The sequence below is a fragment of the Pseudomonas sp. 1 R 17 genome (assembly GCF_900067035.1).
In the GTDB taxonomy this organism is placed as follows: domain Bacteria; phylum Pseudomonadota; class Gammaproteobacteria; order Pseudomonadales; family Pseudomonadaceae; genus Aquipseudomonas; species Aquipseudomonas marginalis.
The window spans coordinates 19,824-38,070 of record NZ_FKLB01000021.1 but is presented as its reverse complement, the minus strand read 5'-3'; the positions used below and the strand labels follow the sequence as shown (position 1 = coordinate 38,070).

15 protein-coding genes are annotated in these 18,247 nt (G+C 60.3%); all 15 read left to right on the top strand.

Features of this window, described 5'->3' with window-relative positions; translation table 11 throughout:
* Nucleotides 1–4 precede the first annotated feature (4 nt).
* Entirely contained in the window at nt 5–1,273 is a 1,269-nt protein-coding gene (flgJ, locus tag BFP99_RS05520; protein ID WP_065924948.1) for a flagellar assembly peptidoglycan hydrolase FlgJ, read from the top strand.
* A 10-nt stretch (nt 1,274–1,283) separates the two neighbouring features.
* Nucleotides 1,284–3,332 carry a flagellar hook-associated protein FlgK gene (flgK, locus tag BFP99_RS05515; protein ID WP_065946830.1) on the top strand — a complete coding sequence of 683 codons (2,049 nt, stop codon included), beginning with the start codon at nt 1,284–1,286 and terminating at the stop codon, nt 3,330–3,332.
* Between the two features lie 14 nt (nt 3,333–3,346).
* Entirely contained in the window at nt 3,347–4,948 is a 1,602-nt protein-coding gene (locus BFP99_RS05510) for a flagellar hook-associated protein 3 (RefSeq protein WP_065924950.1), read from the top strand.
* 274 nt (nt 4,949–5,222) lie between these two features.
* Nucleotides 5,223–6,152 (top strand): ketoacyl-ACP synthase III, encoded by a 930-nt coding sequence (locus tag BFP99_RS05505; protein ID WP_065924951.1) that lies wholly within the window; start codon nt 5,223–5,225, stop codon nt 6,150–6,152.
* A 274-nt stretch (nt 6,153–6,426) separates the two neighbouring features.
* Nucleotides 6,427–7,851, top strand: coding sequence for a flagellin N-terminal helical domain-containing protein (locus BFP99_RS05500; protein WP_065924974.1), 1,425 nt, complete (start codon nt 6,427–6,429; stop codon nt 7,849–7,851).
* 74 nt (nt 7,852–7,925) lie between these two features.
* A complete protein-coding gene (locus tag BFP99_RS05495) occupies nt 7,926–8,276 on the top strand; it encodes a flagellar protein FlaG (RefSeq protein ID WP_065946829.1) in 351 nt (116 codons plus the stop codon).
* Nucleotides 8,277–8,356: 80 nt separating this feature from the next.
* Nucleotides 8,357–9,748 carry a flagellar filament capping protein FliD gene (gene fliD, locus BFP99_RS05490; protein WP_065924953.1) on the top strand — a complete coding sequence of 464 codons (1,392 nt, stop codon included), beginning with the start codon at nt 8,357–8,359 and terminating at the stop codon, nt 9,746–9,748.
* 141 nt (nt 9,749–9,889) lie between these two features.
* On the top strand, nt 9,890–10,294 hold the full coding sequence (gene fliS / locus BFP99_RS05485; protein WP_065924954.1) for a flagellar export chaperone FliS: 405 nt from the start codon (nt 9,890–9,892) through the stop codon (nt 10,292–10,294).
* A gap of 41 nt (nt 10,295–10,335) precedes the next feature.
* Nucleotides 10,336–10,632 (top strand): flagellar protein FliT, encoded by a 297-nt coding sequence (gene fliT, locus BFP99_RS05480; RefSeq protein WP_027603846.1) that lies wholly within the window; start codon nt 10,336–10,338, stop codon nt 10,630–10,632.
* A gap of 168 nt (nt 10,633–10,800) precedes the next feature.
* Nucleotides 10,801–12,276 carry a sigma-54 dependent transcriptional regulator gene (locus BFP99_RS05475; RefSeq protein WP_027603847.1) on the top strand — a complete coding sequence of 492 codons (1,476 nt, stop codon included), beginning with the start codon at nt 10,801–10,803 and terminating at the stop codon, nt 12,274–12,276.
* 110 nt (nt 12,277–12,386) lie between these two features.
* Nucleotides 12,387–13,598 (top strand): sensor histidine kinase, encoded by a 1,212-nt coding sequence (locus BFP99_RS05470; RefSeq protein WP_065924955.1) that lies wholly within the window; start codon nt 12,387–12,389, stop codon nt 13,596–13,598.
* 4 nt (nt 13,599–13,602) lie between these two features.
* Complete coding sequence (locus tag BFP99_RS05465) at nt 13,603–14,979, top strand: sigma-54-dependent transcriptional regulator (RefSeq protein WP_065946828.1); 1,377 nt, start codon at nt 13,603–13,605, stop codon at nt 14,977–14,979.
* A 128-nt stretch (nt 14,980–15,107) separates the two neighbouring features.
* Nucleotides 15,108–15,437 (top strand): flagellar hook-basal body complex protein FliE, encoded by a 330-nt coding sequence (gene fliE, locus BFP99_RS05460; protein ID WP_005790083.1) that lies wholly within the window; start codon nt 15,108–15,110, stop codon nt 15,435–15,437.
* Nucleotides 15,438–15,453: 16 nt separating this feature from the next.
* A complete protein-coding gene (gene fliF, locus BFP99_RS05455; RefSeq protein ID WP_065924957.1) occupies nt 15,454–17,232 on the top strand; it encodes a flagellar basal-body MS-ring/collar protein FliF in 1,779 nt (592 codons plus the stop codon).
* Nucleotides 17,225–18,241, top strand: a complete 1,017-nt coding sequence (gene fliG / locus BFP99_RS05450) for a flagellar motor switch protein FliG (protein ID WP_017527617.1) — start codon at nt 17,225–17,227, stop codon at nt 18,239–18,241. Before fliF ends, fliG begins: the two co-directional genes overlap by 8 nt.
* Nucleotides 18,242–18,247 lie beyond the last annotated feature (6 nt).

Below are 18,247 nucleotides of genomic sequence, written 5' to 3'. Positions count from 1 at the left end.
GGCCATGGCCATGGACATGCGTAACAGCGGCCTGACCAGCACGGCGGATTCGGGTTCGTATTCCGACTTGAATCGCCTGAACCAACTGAAGGTCGGCGACAAGAACAGCGAAGGCAACATGCGCAAGGTGGCGCAGGAGTTCGAGTCGCTGTTCTTGAGCGAGATGCTCAAGTCCATGCGCTCGGCCACCGAGGCCCTGGGCAAGGACAACCCGATGAACACCCCGGCCGCCAAGCAGTACCAGGAAATGTACGACCAGCAACTGGCGGTGTCGATGTCCCGCGAAGGCGGCGGTATCGGCCTGGCCGATGTGCTGATGCGCCAGATGCAGAAGAACAAGCCGGTGGACGCCCAGGCGGCCACCTTGCAGGGCCCGGCGGCGGCCGAGGCGGTCAAGAAAGTCGATGTGCCGACGCAAATTGCCGCCGGTACCCAGGCCGAGGGCCCGCTGGGGCGTTCCAATGGCCAGCGTCCACTGTGGGCCTATCGCGTGGCGGAGCCCCAGGCGGGCGCTGCAGCGGCCCATAGCAATGACATCGCACTGATGAACCAGCGCCGTATCGCCTTGCCGAGCAAGCTCACCGATCGCCTGCTCGCCGGTATCGTGCCGAGCACCGACACCACCACCGTTGCCCAGGCGGCGCCGTTGCGTAACAGCGCGGCCGCCGACAATGTGGTCAACAGCACGGCGCGCACGTTTGCCGTGCCGAGCGGGCGCATGCAGGTCTACGGCCGCGCCGTGGCCCAGCCGCCATTGGCACCGGTGAAGAAGGCGTTCAGCTCCCAGGATGAGTTTGTCGCGACCATGTTGCCGATGGCCAAGGCGGCGGCCGCGCGTATCGGTGTCGATCCGAAGTACCTGGTGGCCCAGGCCGCCCTGGAAACCGGTTGGGGCAAGTCGGTGATGCGCGCCGAGGATGGCAGCAGCAGCCACAACCTGTTCGGCATCAAGGCCGGCCAGAGCTGGCAGGGCGGCCAGGCCCGTGCAATCACCAGCGAGTTTCGTGATGGGGCGATGGTCAAGGAAACGGCGCAGTTCCGGTCCTACGATTCTTACCAGGACAGCTTCCATGACCTCGTGACATTGCTGCAAAGCAATGATCGCTATAAAGATGTTGTGAAATCGGCCGACAACCCGGAACAGTTTGTACGCGAGTTGCAAAAAGCCGGGTACGCCACGGACCCGGCCTACGCCAGCAAGATTTCGCAGATCGCAAAAACCATGAACAGTTACCAGAATTACGCTGCCGCGGGCGCGACCACTCATTTATAAGGTCTGAACCATGAGTTTGCTCAATATCGGGATGTCGGGGCTTAACGCCGCTCAAGGATCGTTGTCGGTCTTGAGTAACAACATCGCCAACGCCAATACCGCGGGTTATTCGCGTCAGCAGACCACCCAGAGCGCAAATGCGTCGAACCAGTATGGCGGCGTGTTCATCGGCAGCGGCACCACCCTGGCCGACGTGCGCCGGGTGTACAACGAATACCTGGACACCGCCTACCAGAACAGCACCTCGCTCAACAGCGATGCCAAGGCTTACCTTGATCAGGTCAGTGCCGTCGACAAGACCCTGTCGGACAAGACCACCGGCATGTCCGCCGTACTCAGTTCATTCTTCGCTGCTGTGCAGACCGCCTCGGCGAACCCCAACGATACCTCGGCCCGCCAGATCCTGCTCACGAACGCCCAGACGCTGAGCAACCGGTTCAACTCCATTTCCAGCCAGTTGAGCCAGCAGAAAGAGACCATTAACAGCCAGTTGTCCTCGATGAGCGATCAGGTCAACCAACTGACTTCGTCGATTGCCTCTCTCAACAAGCAGATCGCCCAGGTGCAGGGTTCGTCGAACACCACCCCGGCCAACCTGCTGGACTCGCGCGCCGAAGCCGTGCGTTCGCTCAATGAGCTGATCGGCGTGACCGCCACTGAGAAGAACGGCGTGTTCAGTGTCAGCACCGGTAGCGGCCAGTCCCTGGTGCTGGGTGATAAGTCCAATACCATTTCCGCCGTACCGAGCAAGAGCGACACCAGCCAGTACACGATCCAGCTCAATGCGGCCGGCGGTACGACGATGGACCTGGGCAACGTAATCAGCGGCGGTAGCATCGGCGGCCTGTTGCGCTATCGCAGCGACGCGTTGATTCCTGCGATCAATGATCTGGGGCGCATCGCGATTGCCACCGCCGATACGGTCAACAGCCAGTTGGGCCAGGGCCTGGACCTCAATGGCGAGTTCGGCGCCTCGATGTTCACCGACATCAACAACGCAGCCTCGGTTGCCCTGCGTAGCCTGGCTGCCCAAGGCAACCTGGGCGACGGTGCCCTGGGCGTGACGATCAAGGACAGCACTCAGCTGACCAACTTCGATTACAAGGTCATCTTCAACGACGGCACCGACCTCAACAAGGTCACGGTACTGCGTTCCGACGGCAAGGCCATGGGCACCTATGACCTCAGTGCCACGCCGCCTCCGGTCATCGATGGCTTCACCCTGGCGGTCAAGAGCGGTACGGTGCAGGCCGGTGACAGCTTCAAGGTCAGCCCCACCGCCAACGGCGCCAAGGAAATCGGCACGGTCCTCAGCGACCCCAGCAAGATTGCCTTTGCCGCGCCGTTGCAGGGCGAGGCCAGCAAGACCAACCAGGGCACCGGCACCTTCACGCCGCCGACGCTCACCGTGCCCCTGGACATACAGGGTGGTGCCGATACGGCACAACTGCGTACCGGCATCGAATACTCGATGCCGGTGAAGATGGTTTTCGGTAAACCGGCGGCCGATGGCACCCAGCCTTATACGCTGAGTAACGCCCAGGGTGATCCCATCGGTTCCGGCACCATCATTCCGGGACAGGCCAATAAGATCAGCATCAGCGTGCCGATGCGTGATGCCAGCGGTGCCTTGGTGTCGCCAGCCAAGAACTTCAGTTTCGACACCACGGTGGGCGGTTCGCCGGCCAACGGCGACGGCACCTCGTTCTCGTTCAATGCCACCGGCAAGTCCGACAATCGCAACGCCCAGGCACTGCTCGACCTGCAGACCAAGGCAACCGTGGGCCTGGCGGCCGATGGCAGCGGCGGTACCAGCCTGGTGGGCGCCAACAGCAAGCTGGTCTCCACCGTGGGCGCCAAGGCCGCTTCGGCCGGCACTGACAACACCGCTACCGGTGCGCTGCTGGCCGCCAACAAGAACGCGCGCAACTCCGTATCCCAGGTGAACCTGGATGAAGAGGCGGGCGACATGATCAAGTTCCAGCAGTACTACACGGCGTCGTCGCAGATCATCAAGGCTGCGCAAGAAACCTTCAGCACGCTGATCAATAGTCTTTAAGGGAGTCTGGGACGATGCGCATTTCTACACAGCAGTATTACGACACCAGTGCCGTCAAGTATCAGAACAACTATTCCAGCGTTGTGAAGGCCCAGGAACAGGCGAGCTCCGGCGTTCGTGTACAGACCGCTTCGGATGATCCGGTTGCCGCCCAGCGCTTGCTGATGCTGCAACAGCAAAAAGACATGCTGGCCCAGTACAGCGGCAACATCACCAGCATTCAAAATACGCTGACGAACGAAGAAAGCGTGCTGGAGGCGATCAATACCACGATCCAGGCCGGCAGCCAGTTGGCGCTGCGTGCGGGTGGCGTGACCAGCGATGCTGACCGCAAGTCCATTGCGGTCGAGGTGGGCGCGCTTGAAAATCAGCTGTTGGGTTTGCTTAACAGCAAGGATGCGGCGGGCAACTATCTGTTCTCCGGTTCCAAGACCGACACGCCACCGTATTCGCGCAACAATGATGGTACTTATAGCTATCAAGGCGACGAAAACGAGCTGAGCCTGCAGGTTTCCGAGACGCTGAAGGTGCGCACCAGCGATACGGGCAAGACCATCCTGGAAGGCGCGGTCAACACCAGCCGCACCCAAGCCACCTACACGACGCCTGCAACGGTGGATGACCACAAGGTCGCGATCTCGGCAGGCCTGGTAACGTCGGGCATCGATTACACCAAGCAGTTTGCCGACGGCCAGCCCTATAAGGTGACCTTTACCAGTAGCACGCAGTACGTTGTGACCGACAAGGACAACAACGACATTACTTCGCAGCTTCCAGGTAATGGTACGTTCGACTCCACCAAGGAAGGCAGCGCCAGTATCAATGTACGCGGGGTCAAATTCGATATCACCGCAGACCTCACCGGCGTGGCCACCGGGCCGGATGCCGATGCGTTGGTTGCAGGGCGTGAGTTCACCCTGGCCGCCAAGCCGGACGCGTTCAATGTCTCTCGCACCGCAAGCAACACTTCGGCGGCGCAACTGACCAATGCCCGCGTCAGCAGTGCAGCCGACTACTCCAGTACGTTTCCCAACAGCGGCGTACTGATCAAGTTCGACGATGTCGACCCGACTGCTTATAAGGTGTATGCCCAGCCGTATACCCCCGACAGCAAGCCGATTGTCGATAATGGCGTGATCGTCAGCGGTACGCCGCCAGCCAAGGACACGATCACCGCCGCGGGTGTCACCTTCGAGTTGAGCGGTACGCCGAACACCGGCGATCAGTTTTCGGTCGGCAACACCACCCAGAAAACCCAGAATGCCCTCGACACCCTGAGCGAGCTGCGCCAGGCCCTGGAACAGCCGGCGGATGGTATTCCCGGTGCGCGGGTCAAGCTTCAGGACGCCCTGAACGCCGCGGTCAGTAACCTGACCAACTCGGCCGACCAGGTGGACAACGTGCGTGGCTCCATCGGTGCGCGACAGAATGCACTCACGGTGCAGTCCAGTGAAAACACCAGTGTCGGCCTGGCCAACAAGACCACGATGAGTGACCTGGCCAACATTGACATGGGCGAGGCAGCGATCAACCTGACCCTGCAGCAAACCATGCTGGAGGCCTCGCAGCTGGCTTTCGTGAAAGTCTCGCAGTTGAGCTTGTTCAACAAGATGTAAGTGGCGTCAAGTCAAGCGGCCCGCTCTGGAAACAGGGCGGGCCGTTGCCGTTTCTGGGACTTAATTGTTTGAAGGTTTTGCACAAAGCACACACAATTGAGTGACCTGTGAGTCATAAAGCGCATCTTCACTGTATCGTGTGAAAAGGATAAGTCGTCACAGGGTCCTTGCGGGGCGGCTTTCAGCGAGATTTTTATGGGGTTATCCCCTTTATTGTCAGCACTCCAGGCCACGTCTGGGGTGTTCTCCAGCTATTTAGTATTGGGAAGCCACAATGATTGGCATAAAAAGCATCGCCAGTTACGTGCCGGCAGACGGGATCGATAACTACGCCCAGGGTGCCAAGTTCGCCAAGGATGAAGAATTCATCATCGGCAAGATCGGTTCGGCGTTCCTGCCGCGCAAGGAAGCCGCGCAGGAAACCTCCGATCTGTGTGTCGAGGCGGTCAACGCTTTGTTTGCCAACAATCCGGATTTGAAGCGCGAGTCCATCGATGCGCTGATCGTCGTCACCCAGAACGGCGATGAAGAGGGTTTGCCCCATACGGCCGCGATCGTCCAGGACAAACTCGGCCTGCCCACCCACGTGGCGGCGTTTGATATTTCCCTGGGCTGCTCCGGCTACGTCTACGGCATCTACGCGATGAAGGGCTTCATGGAAGCCACCGGCCTGAAAAACGGCCTGTTGGTCACCGCCGACCCGTATTCGAAGATCGTCGACCCGGAAGACCGCAACACCACCATGCTGTTCGGCGATGCCGCCACCGCCACCTGGATGGGCGAAGACGCGCCGTGGTTGCTGGGCAAGTCCAAGTTCGGCACGGACGGTTCCGGCGCACCGCATCTCAAGGTCAGCGATGGCGTGTTCTTCATGAACGGTCGCCAGGTGTTCAACTTCGCCTTGCTCAAGGTGCCCGCGCATTTGCACGAGCTGCTCGACGAGTCGGACCTTGCGGCCGATGACATCGATGCGTTCTGCATTCATCAGGGCAGTGCGGCGATTGTCGACGCCGTGGCCCGGCGTTTCGAAGACGCGCCGGTGGAGAAGTTCATCAAGGACATGGTCGAGACCGGCAACACCGTGTCGTCGAGCATTCCGTTGCTGCTGGAAAAGCATGTGATGGACGCCACCTGGAAGCGCGTGGCAATCAGCGGTTTTGGCGTGGGCCTGTCGTGGGGATCGGCGATTCTCTATCGTCCGTGACGCTTCGATAGACTGCTTTCTGCGTAAAAGCAAACGCCGATGCTCGAAAGAGCATCGGCGTTTTTTATTTGGCGCCAGAAAACCCAATGAAATATGGGTTTTTAGCCGGCGTAAGCCCTTGAATTACAAGGGGTGGCACGGCGCCATTAAAAAAATCAAAAAAAATCCTCAAGCAACCGGCTACCACGACGATAACTATTACGTAGGTTCTCAGGCCACACCCGGCGGTTGCCAGGGCCGGAAGCCGCAGTATCCATCCAACGAGGATTTCGTCATGGCTTTAACAGTAAACACCAACATTGCTTCGATCACTACTCAGGGCAACCTGAACAAAGCCGGCGGCGCCCTGGCCACCTCCATGCAGCGCCTGTCTTCCGGCCTGCGTATCAACAGCGCTAAAGACGACGCAGCCGGCCTGCAGATCGCTAACCGCCTGACCAGCCAAATCAACGGCCTGGGCCAAGCTGTAAAAAACGTGAACGACGGTATCTCCATCGCTCAGACCGCTGAAGGCGCGATGCAGGCTTCGACCGACATCCTGCAAAAAATGCGTACCCTGGCTCTGTCTTCCGCGACTGGTTCCCTCAGCCCTGACGACCGTAAGTCGAACAACGACGAATACCAGGCTCTGACTTCGGAACTGACCCGTATCTCCAACACCACCACTTTCGGTGGCCAGAAGCTGCTGGACGGTTCGTACGGTACCAAGGCCATTCAGGTTGGCGCCAACGCTAACGAAACCATCAACCTGAGCCTGGAAAACGTTGCAGCCAACAACATTGGTTCGCAGCAGATCAAAACCAAGGCCATCGTGCCTAGCGCAACTGGCCTGGCTGGCGGCAGCATCACAGTAACCGGCAACGGCCAAAGCAAAGCCGTTACTTATGCAGCAGGCGCGTCGGCTAAAGACATTGCTTCCGGCCTGAACGGTTCGATCGGTGGCCTGACCGCTACCGCCAGCACCGAAGTCAAGCTGGAAGTGGGTGCCGCAACCCCGTCGAACTTCACTCTGGCTGTTGGTAACAGCGGCGCTGTGAGCTTCGTAGGCGTTACCGATCTGGCTGGCCTGGCTGACCAACTGAAGTCCAACGCTGCCAAGCTGGGTATCAGTGTCAACTACGACGAAGTTAACAAGAGCCTGTCGGTTAAGTCGGATTCCGGTGAAAACCTGTCGTTCGCTGGCGCTGATGCCAACGCTCAGACGAACATCCTGGTTGGCGCGAAAGATGGCGCTGGCGCATTCGCTACCCCGGCTGCTCTGGGTGCTGCTGCAATCGTTGTTACCGGTCAAGTCTCCCTCGACTCGGCTAAAGGCTACTCCTTGAGCGACGCCGGTACCGGTGTTTCGGACTTGTTCTCGGCTGCTACCGTTTCGTCGACCAAAACCTCCATCGCCCAAACCGACGTGACCGACGCTACCAACGCTCAAAACGCCCTGGCTGTTATCGACAAGGCCATCGGCACCATCGACGGCGTTCGTTCGGGCCTGGGTGCTACCCAGAACCGTCTGACTACCACTGCAGACAACCTGCAGAACATTCAGAAGAACTCCACCGCTGCACGTTCCACCGTTCAGGACGTCGACTTCGCTTCCGAAACCGCCGAACTGACCAAGCAACAAACCCTGCAGTCGGCTTCTACCGCGATCCTGTCGCAGGCTAACCAGCTGCCATCCGCTGTACTGAAGCTGCTTCAGTAATCCCAGCGCTTGGTAACTAACGGAAGGGCGCGTCTACGTGCCCTTCCGTTTTTTCGGTTTAGAGGAGATTGGACATGGACATGAGTGTAAAGCTGAACCAGTCTTATCCGCCGGTTGCACCTCAAAGCGCACCTGCCAAGGTAGTGACTGACAACGGTGTCAAGAATGTCCAGGCAACGCCCGCGACCAGCCAAGAGCCCGCACGCGCCGACCTGGAAAAAGCAGTAACCGATATTCGTGATTTCGTTCAGGCTACCCAGCGTAGCCTGGACTTTTCCATTGATGACTCCACCCACCGCGTGGTGGTCAAGGTCATCAATACCGACAATGGTGAAGTGATTCGCCAGATTCCGTCGGAAACAGCCTTGAAGCTGGCACAGAACCTCAGCAGCGCAAGCAACTTGTTGTTTGAAGACAAGGCCTGAGCTGGCATGAAACTTGTTGCTGTCTGGTCTTGAGGCGTAATAAGTCAAGATAACGGCAGCCACCGAACAGGAGATAGATGATGGCGGGTTCAACGGTAAGTGGTATCGGTTCGAACATCGATACGCAAGCGATCGTGACATCCTTGGTCAACGCCGAAAAGGTGCCCAAGCAAACGCAGATCAATACCGCGTCTGCGAAGGCGACCACCACGCTGTCTTCGATCGGCAAGGTTCAGGCCGCGCTGGATGCGTTTCGCAGTGCCTTGGACACCATGGCCAAGGACAGCAGTTTCACTGGCTTGACCGGTTCGTCCTCGGATGAAAAGACCGCGACCATGACGGCCAGCAACACGGCCTCGAACGGCAGCTTCCGGCTGGTCGTCGATCAGTTGGCCCAAGCGTCCAAGCTGTCGAGCAAGAACTTCAGCGGTGGCACCTCGACGGTAGTCAACGCGACGGACAAGCCGACGACGCTGACCATCAGTCAATCGGGCAAGTCATACGACCTCAATGTTCCCGCGGGTGCGACCCTGCAGCAGGTGCGTGACTCGATCAATACCCAGTTTGGTACTTCGGGGCTGAGCGCCAACATTCAAACCGACTCCAACGGTTCGCGATTGATCCTGACCTCTACCACCATGGGGACCGGCTCGGACCTTACACTCTCTGGCACTTCGGGCCTCGATGTGGGTGCCACGGTCGTCGATCCGCCCAAGGATGCGCTCTACAGCATCGATGGGGTTGCGTCTGTGTCCAAGTCCAACACCATCACAGGCGCTCTTAGCGGGGTGGATATCAAGCTGGTAGCTGCGTCGACTTACAAGACCAATTCCACCGTCGATAAAAACGTAACGCTCATCACCGTCAGCACCAACAACACCGCACTCAAGTCCGGGGTCAAGGGTTTCATTGATACCTACAACGCCCTGATCACTGCCATGAACGCCGAAACCAAGGTCACCACGAACCTGGACGGCAGCACTACAGCGGCAGCGTTGACCGGCGACTCGACCATGCGTTCGTTGCAGAGCGCTATCCGCAATGAGTTCAACGCGCTGTCGGGCACCGGTGCGTTCAAGTCCCTGGCGCAGTTCGGCGTGACCACCAGTTCGAGTACGGGTCTGCTGGCGATCGATGACAAGAAGTGGGACGCGGCGGTTAAAACCAACGGCGCCGACATCAACAGCATGTTCAGCGGTAAGGACGGCATGCTGGCACGGATGAAAAGCGCCACGGATGACTTTGCCAAATCCACTACCGGCATTCTGGCGACCCGCTCGACGTCCTTGTCCGACACGCTCAAGGACCTGACCAAGCAGCAGTCGACGCTGGACGAGCGCATGACCCTGCTCACCAGCAGCCTGTCGGCCAAGTACAACGCCATGGACACCCTGGTCGCCCAGTTGCGCCAGCAAAGCACCAGCGTGATGACCACGCTCAATGCCTTGAACAATCCAAAGACCAATACTTGATCCCCTGCCGAACAAAAAAAGGCCAGGCAATCTGCCTGGCCTTTTTTATCGCGGGACGACGGGGGCTAAAGCTTTTTGCAAACCCGTCGACATATTGGTTACTAGAATCCTTTTCGCTGTCGCCTGTCACGAGGTAGAAACATGAATCCCATGAGAGCCCTTCGCCAATACCAGAAGGTCAATTCCCATGCCCAGATCTCTGAAGCCAGCCCGCATCGCCTGGTGCAGATGCTGATGGAGGGCGGCCTGGACCGCATGGCCCAGGCCAAGGGTGCGCTGGCTCGTGGCGACATCGCCCAGAAGGGCCTGATGCTGGGCAAGGCCATCGATATCGTGATCGGCCTGCGCGACGGCCTGAATGCTGAAAAGAGTGACAACCCGGCTTACGTCCAGCAGTTGGAAAGTCTGTATGCGTACATGACTAACCGCCTGATGGAAGCGAACCTGCATAACGATGCCGACATGATCGACGAAGTCGCCCGTTTGCTGATTACCGTGAAAGAAGGCTGGGATGCCATCGCCGCGCCACAGGCTGCAACCGAGTAAGGCGCAGCAAAGAAGGGCCTGAGGGCCTTGAGGAATACGTCATGAGCCAAGCACTGCAACGCATTGATGAAACCCGTGAAGCGCTGATCGGCGCGCTGGCAGACCGTAACTGGGACGCCATTGGCGAGCTGGACATGGGCTGTCGCAACGTGATCGACGAGGTGCTCAGCGAAGCGCCGGTGGATGAGGATGCGTTGCGTGAAAAGCTTGAGAGCCTGTTGGCGGTATACCAGCAGTTGCTTGAGGTGACGACGGGCGAGCGCCAGGCGATTTTTGAAGAGATGTCGCAGATCAACCAAGCGAAGAACGCGTCAAAGGTTTACCATTTGTTCGGCTGAACAGACGCAGTTAATCCGAACGGCGCGTCATAAATTTGACCGTGCCAGCTTTTTTGACTTAACTAGTGCTGTTTTCAGATTTCAGACGTCTATAAAGTAAGAAGTCTTACGGCCGTCTCGATTGCCCTTACACTGGGCAGAGCGTTTTACTAGGGAAGTTGCTATTGCATGTGGCGTGAAACCAAAATTCTGCTGATCGATGACGATAGCGTCCGCCGCCGCGATTTAGCGGTGATTTTGAATTTTCTTGGCGAAGAAAATCTGCCCTGCGGCAGCCATGACTGGCAGCAGGTAGTCAGCTCATTGTCATCGAGCCGTGAAGTCATTTGTGTGCTGATCGGGACGGTAAACGCTCCTGGCGCTGTTTTGGGCTTGTTAAAGACACTGTCAACCTGGGATGAGTTCCTTCCGGTGTTGCTAATAGGCGATATTTCTTCTGTCGACCTGCCCGAAGACCAGCGCCGTCGTGTGCTTTCCACCCTGGAAATGCCGCCCAGCTACAGCAAATTGCTCGATTCCCTGCACCGTGCCCAGGTCTATCGCGAGATGTACGACCAGGCCCGCGAGCGCGGTCGCCACCGCGAGCCCAACCTGTTCCGCAGCCTCGTCGGCACCAGCCGCGCCATCCAGCACGTGCGCCAGATGATGCAGCAGGTGGCCGATACCGACGCCAGCGTGCTGATCCTCGGCGAGTCGGGCACCGGCAAGGAAGTGGTCGCGCGCAACCTGCACTATCACTCCAAGCGCCGCGACGGGCCTTTTGTGCCGGTCAACTGCGGAGCGATCCCGGCAGAGCTGCTTGAAAGCGAACTATTCGGTCACGAGAAGGGCGCCTTTACCGGGGCGATCACCAGCCGTGCCGGGCGTTTCGAGCTGGCCAACGGCGGCACCCTGTTCCTCGACGAAATCGGCGACATGCCGCTGCCGATGCAGGTCAAGCTGCTGCGCGTCTTGCAGGAGCGCACCTTCGAGCGCGTGGGCAGCAACAAGACCCAGAGCGTCGACGTGCGCATCATCGCCGCGACCCACAAGAACCTCGAAAGCATGATCGAGGTCGGCAGCTTCCGCGAAGACCTGTACTACCGCCTCAACGTATTCCCGATCGAGATGGCCCCGCTGCGTGAGCGCGTGGAGGACATCCCGTTGCTGATGAACGAACTGATCTCGCGCATGGAGCACGAAAAGCGCGGTTCGATCCGCTTCAACTCGGCCGCGATCATGTCCCTGTGCCGCCACGGCTGGCCGGGCAACGTCCGTGAACTGGCCAACCTGGTGGAGCGCATGGCGATCATGCATCCCTACGGTGTGATCGGCGTGGTCGAGTTGCCGAAGAAGTTCCGCTACGTCGACGACGAAGACGAGCAACTGGTCGACAGCCTGCGCAGCGACATGGAAGAACGGGTTGCCATCAACGGCCACACCCCGGACTTCGGCTCCACCGCCATGCTGCCGCCCGAAGGCCTGGACTTGAAAGACTACCTCGGTAACCTCGAGCAGGGGCTGATCCAGCAGGCCCTGGACGACGCCAACGGCATCGTCGCCCGTGCCGCCGAGCGCCTGCGCATCCGTCGAACCACCCTGGTGGAGAAGATGCGCAAGTACGGAATGAGCCGCAAAGAAGGTGATGAACAGGCAGATGATTGACGCCTGTTTTCCAAGCCGCTGATATTTCAGCGGTTTTTTTTCGGCACAACTATTGCTACAGCCCTCGCAACGTTCCGTTTAACTGACGGTCAGCCAAGCGAGAGAGCATCATGCCCCACGCCGCCCAACTATCTTCGGCCCCTGCCATCCAGGGGCTGGTTCCGCCTGTCGAGCCGCCGACCCGCCAGGGTCTTGAGCAGGCGTTCTCGCAGTTCAGCCAGATGTCGAGCCAGCTGACCGACTCCTACAGCCTGCTGGAAGCCCGGGTCTCCGAGCTGAAAGGCGAACTGGCGGTAGTCAGCGCCCAGCGCATGGAAGAGTTGGCCGAAAAAGAGCGCCTGGCCAACCGTTTGCAAAACCTGTTGTCGCTGTTGCCCGGTGGCGTGATCGTCATCGATGAAGAAGGCCGCGTGCGTGAAGCCAACCCGGCGGCCTGCGACATGCTCGGCCTGCCGCTGGAAGGCGAGCTGTGGCGCCATGTCATCACCCGCTGCTTTGCGCCGCGTGAGGACGATGGCCACGAAATCTCCCTGAAGGACGGGCGCCGCCTGTCCATCGCCACCCGTTCCCTGGATGCGGAGCCGGGCCAGTTGGTGCTGCTTAACGACCTGACTGAAACCCGTCATCTGCAAGACCAGTTGGCGCGCCATGAGCGTTTGTCCTCGTTGGGGCGGATGGTCGCTTCGTTGGCGCATCAGATCCGTACGCCGTTGTCGGCCGCGTTGATCTACGCCAGTCATTTGACTGATGAGCAATTGCCCGCCGCCACGCACCAGCGCTTTGCCGGGCGCCTGAAGGAGCGTCTGCATGAGTTGGAGCACCAGGTCCGCGACATGCTGGTGTTTGCCCGCGGCGAATTGCCGCTGACCGACCGCGTGACGCCGGCCCAGCTGATGCAGGCCCTGCAAGCGGCGGCCGCTGCCCATATCCAGGACGTGCACGTGCGTTGGCAGTGCGACAGTCACCTCGGCGAGCTGCTCTGCAACCGCGACACCCTGGTGGGCTCGCTGCTCAACCTGATCGAAAACGCCACCCAGGCCAGCGGCCCCGGCGCGCGGCTCAAGGTGCACCTGTACAACCGCGAGCAAACCCTGCGCCTGTGCATCAGCGACAGCGGCAGCGGTATCGACCCGGTGGTGCTCAAGCGCCTGGGTGAACCCTTTTTCACCACCAAGACCAACGGTACCGGCCTGGGCCTGACCGTGGTCAAGGCGGTGGCGCGTGCCCATCAGGGAGAATTGCAGCTGCATTCCCGCGTTGGGCGTGGCACCTGTGCATTGATGACCTTGCCGCTGTTTTCATGCGCGGCAAGCGCGGAGTAAGGATATGGCTATCAAGGTTTTGTTGGTGGAAGACGATCGCGCCCTGCGTGAAGCATTGGCTGACACGCTGTTGTTGGCGGGCCATGACTATCGGGCGGTCGGTTCTGCCGAGGACGCCTTGGACGCGGTGGAGCAGGAAGCCTTCAGCCTGGTGGTCAGCGACGTGAACATGCCCGGCATGGACGGCCACCAGTTGCTCAGCCTGCTGCGTGCGCGTCAGCCGCAACTGCCGGTGCTGCTGATGACCGCCCATGGTGCGGTGGAGCGTGCCGTGGACGCGATGCGCCAGGGCGCCGCGGATTACCTGGTCAAGCCCTTCGAGCCTAAAGCCCTGATCGAACTGGTGGCGCGCCACGCCCTGGGGGTGATCCCGGCCAACGAAGGCGAGGGCCCGATCGCCTTCGAGCCGGCCAGTGCACAATTGCTTGAGTTGGCGGCCCGTGTGGCGCGCAGTGATTCCACCGTGCTGATCTCCGGCGAGTCCGGCACCGGTAAAGAGGTGCTGGCGCGTTATATCCACCAGCAGTCGACCCGCGCCCAGCAACCGTTTATCGCCATCAACTGCGCGGCGATCCCCGACAACATGCTTGAGGCCACCCTGTTCGGTCATGAGAAAGGTTCGTTCACCGGTGCCATCGCGGCCCAGGCGGGCAAGTTCGAACAGGCCGATGGCGGCACCATTTTGCTGGATGAAATCTCGGAAATGCCCCTGGGCCTGCAAGCCAAGTTGCTGCGGGTGCTGCAAGAGCGGGAAGTGGAGCGGGTTGGCGCGCGCAAGCCGATCCAGTTGGACATCCGTGTGGTCGCCACCACCAACCGGGACCTCGCCGGCGAAGTGGCGGCGGGGCGCTTCCGGGAAGACCTGTTCTATCGGCTTTCGGTGTTCCCCCTGGCCTGGCGCCCGCTGCGTGAACGCCCGGCAGATATCATTCCGCTGGCCGAGCGCCTGCTGAACAACCACGTCAAAAAAATGAAGCACGCCCAGGCGCGGCTGTCGGCGCAAGCCCAGGCCTGCCTGGTGAGTTATCCATGGCCCGGCAACGTGCGGGAATTAGATAACGCCATCCAGCGCGCCCTGATCCTGCAGCAAGGCGGCTTGATCCAGCCCCAGGATTTCTGCCTGGCCATGGGCAGTGGTGCGGCGCCATTGCCCTCGTTGGCGCCTGCGCCGGTGGTTGCAGAGGCTGAGTCTGCCGGTGCCCTGGGCGACGACCTGCGTCGCCGCGAATTCCAGATGATCATCGACACCCTGCGCGCCGAGCGCGGCCGACGCAAAGAGGCCGCGGAGCGCCTGGGCATCAGCCCGCGCACCCTGCGCTACAAGCTGGCGCAGATGCGTGACGCCGGAATGGATGTGGAAGCGTATCTATTCGCCACGTAACCGGTAAGAAGGTCGACAAGGTTTGTCGCCTTTTCTTACGAGTTGATGCGGATCTGGCACCCTTGTTGCTACCTCCCCTAGTAATCGCTGCGTAGTGTCAAAAAATTGCAGGTTGGAGAGAGAAGGTCATGAGCCAGGGTATTGAGTTCAATCGGTTGATGTTGGACATGCGCGCCATGCAGATGGATGCCATGGCTCAACCGAAATCCGTCGCGCCAGCGCCGGAATTGGGCCAAAGCAGCTTCGCCGACATGCTCGGCCAGGCCATCAACAAAGTCAGTGACACCCAGCAAGCTTCCAGCCAGTTGGCCACTGCGTTCGAAATCGGCAAAAGCGGCGTGGACCTCACCGATGTGATGGTCGCCTCGCAAAAGGCCAGCGTCTCCTTCCAGGCCCTGACCCAAGTGCGTAACAAGCTGGTTCAGGCCTATCAAGACATCATGCAGATGCCGGTTTAAGGGCGAGATTTAAGTCATGGCAGAAGCAGTCTCCGACAACGTACCCGCCAAGACAGACGGCAAGCCGCCGCTGTTTGGCCTGTCGTTCCTGGAAAACCTCTCGGAAATGACCATGCTGCGTCAGGTGGGCCTGATGGTCGGCCTGGCTGCCAGCGTGGCGATTGGTTTTGCCGTGGTGTTGTGGTCGCAGCAACCCGATTACCGGCCGTTGTACGGCAGCCTGGCGGGTATGGATTCCAAGCAGATCATGGAAACCCTTGCCGCCGCCGACATCGCCTACACCGTGGAGCCCAACTCCGGCGCGTTGCTGGTCAAGGCCGACGATGTGGCCCGTGCGCGCATGAAGCTGGCCGCCGCCGGCGTGACCCCGTCCGACAGCAATATCGGTTTCGAGATCCTCGACAAGGACCAGGGCCTGGGGACCAGCCAGTTCATGGAAGCCACCCGCTACCGTCGTGGCCTTGAAGGCGAGCTGGCGCGCACCATTTCCAGCCTCAACAACGTCAAGGGTGCCCGCGTGCACCTGGCGATCCCGAAAAGCTCGGTGTTTGTGCGCGACGAGCGCAAGCCAAGTGCTTCGGTCCTGGTCGAACTGTTTTCCGGCCGCTCCCTGGAGCCTGGCCAGGTCCTGGCGATCATCAACCTGGTGGCCACCAGCGTTCCCGAACTGAGCAAGTCGCAGATCACCGTGGTCGACCAGAAGGGCAACCTGCTGTCCGACATGGCCGAAAACTCCGCGCTGACCCAGGCCGGCAAGCAGTTCGACTACAGCCGCCGCATGGAAAGCATGCTCACCCAGCGTGTGCACAACATCCTGCAACCGGTGCTGGGCAATGACCGCTACAAGGCGGAAGTGTCTGCCGACGTGGACTTCAGCGCCGTCGAGTCGACCTCCGAGCAATTCAACCCGGACCAGCCGGCCCTGCGCAGTGAGCAATCGACCAGCGAACAACGCACCGCCAGCAATGGCCCGCAAGGTGTGCCGGGTGCCCTGAGCAACCAGCCGCCGGCCCCGGCCTCGGCGCCGCAAACCACCGGTGGCGCCGCAGCCACCGCTGGCGCGATCCAGCCTGGCCAGCCACTGTTGGATGCCAACGGCCAGCAGATCATGGACCCGGCCACCGGCCAGCCGATGCTCGCGCCGTACCCGGCGGACAAGCGTAACCAGTCCACCAAGAACTTCGAACTCGACCGTTCCATCAGCCACACCAAGCAGCAGCAGGGTCGCGTCAATCGCCTGTCGGTGTCGGTGGTGGTGGATGACCAGGTCAAGGTCAACGCCGCTGACGGTGCCGTAACACGTGCACCGTGGAGCGCCGACGAATTGGCGCGCTTCACACGCCTGGTGCAGGACGCCGTTGGTTTTGACGCCAGTCGGGGTGACAGCGTCAGCGTAATCAACATGCCGTTCTCCGCCGAGCGTGGCGAAGTGATCGCCGAAGCGGCGTTCTACACCCAGCCGTGGTTCTGGGACATCGTCAAGCAAGTGCTGGGTGTGTTGTTCATCCTGGTGCTGGTGTTCGGTGTGCTGCGCCCGGTGCTCAACAACATCACCGGCAACGGCAAGAAACAACTGGCGGCCTTCGGTGGCAGCGATGTCGAATTGGGTGGCATGGGCGGCCTGGACGGCGAACTGGCCAACGACCGCGTCAGCCTCGGCGGCCCGCAAAGCATCCTGTTGCCGAGCCCGAGCGAAGGCTATGACGCTCAGTTGAACGCAATCAAAAGTCTGGTAGCAGAAGACCCGGGCCGTGTGGCCCAGGTCGTGAAAGAGTGGATTAACGCAGATGAGTGATCGAGCCGCTGTTGCCAAGCTCTCCCGGGTCGACAAAGCCGCAGTCCTGCTGCTGTCCCTGGGGGAAACCGACGCCGCCCAAGTGCTGCGCCACATGGGCCCCAAAGAGGTCCAGCGGGTGGGCGTGGCCATGGCGCAAATGCGCAATGTGCACCGCGAGCAAGTCGAGCAGGTGATGAGCGAGTTCGTCGAGATCGTCGGCGACCAGACCAGCCTGGGCGTCGGCTCCGACAGCTACATCCGCAAGATGCTCACCTCGGCCCTGGGCGAAGACAAGGCCAACGGCCTGATCGACCGCATCCTGCTGGGCGGCAACACCAGTGGCCTGGACAGCCTCAAGTGGATGGAACCGCGCGCGGTCGCCGACGTGATCCGCTACGAGCACCCGCAGATCCAGGCAATCGTGGTGGCCTACCTCGACCCGGACCAAGCCGGTGAAGTGCTTGGCCACTTCGACCATAAGGTGCGCCTGGACATCATCCTGCGCGTGTCGTCGCTGAACACCGTGCAGCCGGCGGCCCTGAAGGAACTCAACACGATTCTCGAGAAACAGTTCTCGGGCAACTCGAACGCCTCGCGCACCACCCTGGGTGGTATCAAGCGCGCGGCCGACATCATGAACTTCCTCGACAGCTCGGTCGAAGGCCAGTTGATGGACTCGATCCGCGAGATCGACGACACCCTGTCCGGCCAGATCGAAGACCTCATGTTCGTATTCAACAACCTCTCCGATGTCGACGACCGTGGCATCCAGGCGTTGCTGCGCGAAGTGTCCTCCGACGTGCTGGTACTGGCCCTCAAGGGCTCGGACGAAGGCGTCAAGGAGAAGATCTTCAAGAACATGTCCAAGCGTGCCTCCGAGCTGTTGCGCGACGACCTGGAAGCCAAGGGGCCGGTGCGCGTCAGCGACGTGGAAACCGCCCAGAAAGAAATCCTCACCATTGCCCGCCGTATGGCCGAAGCCGGAGAAATCGTTCTCGGTGGGAAGGGCGGCGAAGAAATGATCTAAGGCGCT

Coding starts and splice junctions, on each gene's coding strand:
- BFP99_RS05500 (WP_065924974.1), top strand. CDS start 6,427: ATGGCTTTAACAGTAAACACCAACATTGCTTCGATCACTACTCAGGGC.
- fliT (WP_027603846.1), top strand. CDS start 10,336: ATGAGCCAAGCACTGCAACGCATTGATGAAACCCGTGAAGCGCTGATC.
- fliG (WP_017527617.1), top strand. CDS start 17,225: ATGAGTGATCGAGCCGCTGTTGCCAAGCTCTCCCGGGTCGACAAAGCC.
- BFP99_RS05495 (WP_065946829.1), top strand. CDS start 7,926: ATGGACATGAGTGTAAAGCTGAACCAGTCTTATCCGCCGGTTGCACCT.
- BFP99_RS05510 (WP_065924950.1), top strand. CDS start 3,347: ATGCGCATTTCTACACAGCAGTATTACGACACCAGTGCCGTCAAGTAT.
- flgK (WP_065946830.1), top strand. CDS start 1,284: ATGAGTTTGCTCAATATCGGGATGTCGGGGCTTAACGCCGCTCAAGGA.
- flgJ (WP_065924948.1), top strand. CDS start 5: ATGGCCATGGACATGCGTAACAGCGGCCTGACCAGCACGGCGGATTCG.
- fliS (WP_065924954.1), top strand. CDS start 9,890: ATGAATCCCATGAGAGCCCTTCGCCAATACCAGAAGGTCAATTCCCAT.
- BFP99_RS05475 (WP_027603847.1), top strand. CDS start 10,801: ATGTGGCGTGAAACCAAAATTCTGCTGATCGATGACGATAGCGTCCGC.
- fliF (WP_065924957.1), top strand. CDS start 15,454: ATGGCAGAAGCAGTCTCCGACAACGTACCCGCCAAGACAGACGGCAAG.
- fliE (WP_005790083.1), top strand. CDS start 15,108: ATGAGCCAGGGTATTGAGTTCAATCGGTTGATGTTGGACATGCGCGCC.
- BFP99_RS05505 (WP_065924951.1), top strand. CDS start 5,223: ATGATTGGCATAAAAAGCATCGCCAGTTACGTGCCGGCAGACGGGATC.
- BFP99_RS05465 (WP_065946828.1), top strand. CDS start 13,603: ATGGCTATCAAGGTTTTGTTGGTGGAAGACGATCGCGCCCTGCGTGAA.
- BFP99_RS05470 (WP_065924955.1), top strand. CDS start 12,387: ATGCCCCACGCCGCCCAACTATCTTCGGCCCCTGCCATCCAGGGGCTG.
- fliD (WP_065924953.1), top strand. CDS start 8,357: ATGGCGGGTTCAACGGTAAGTGGTATCGGTTCGAACATCGATACGCAA.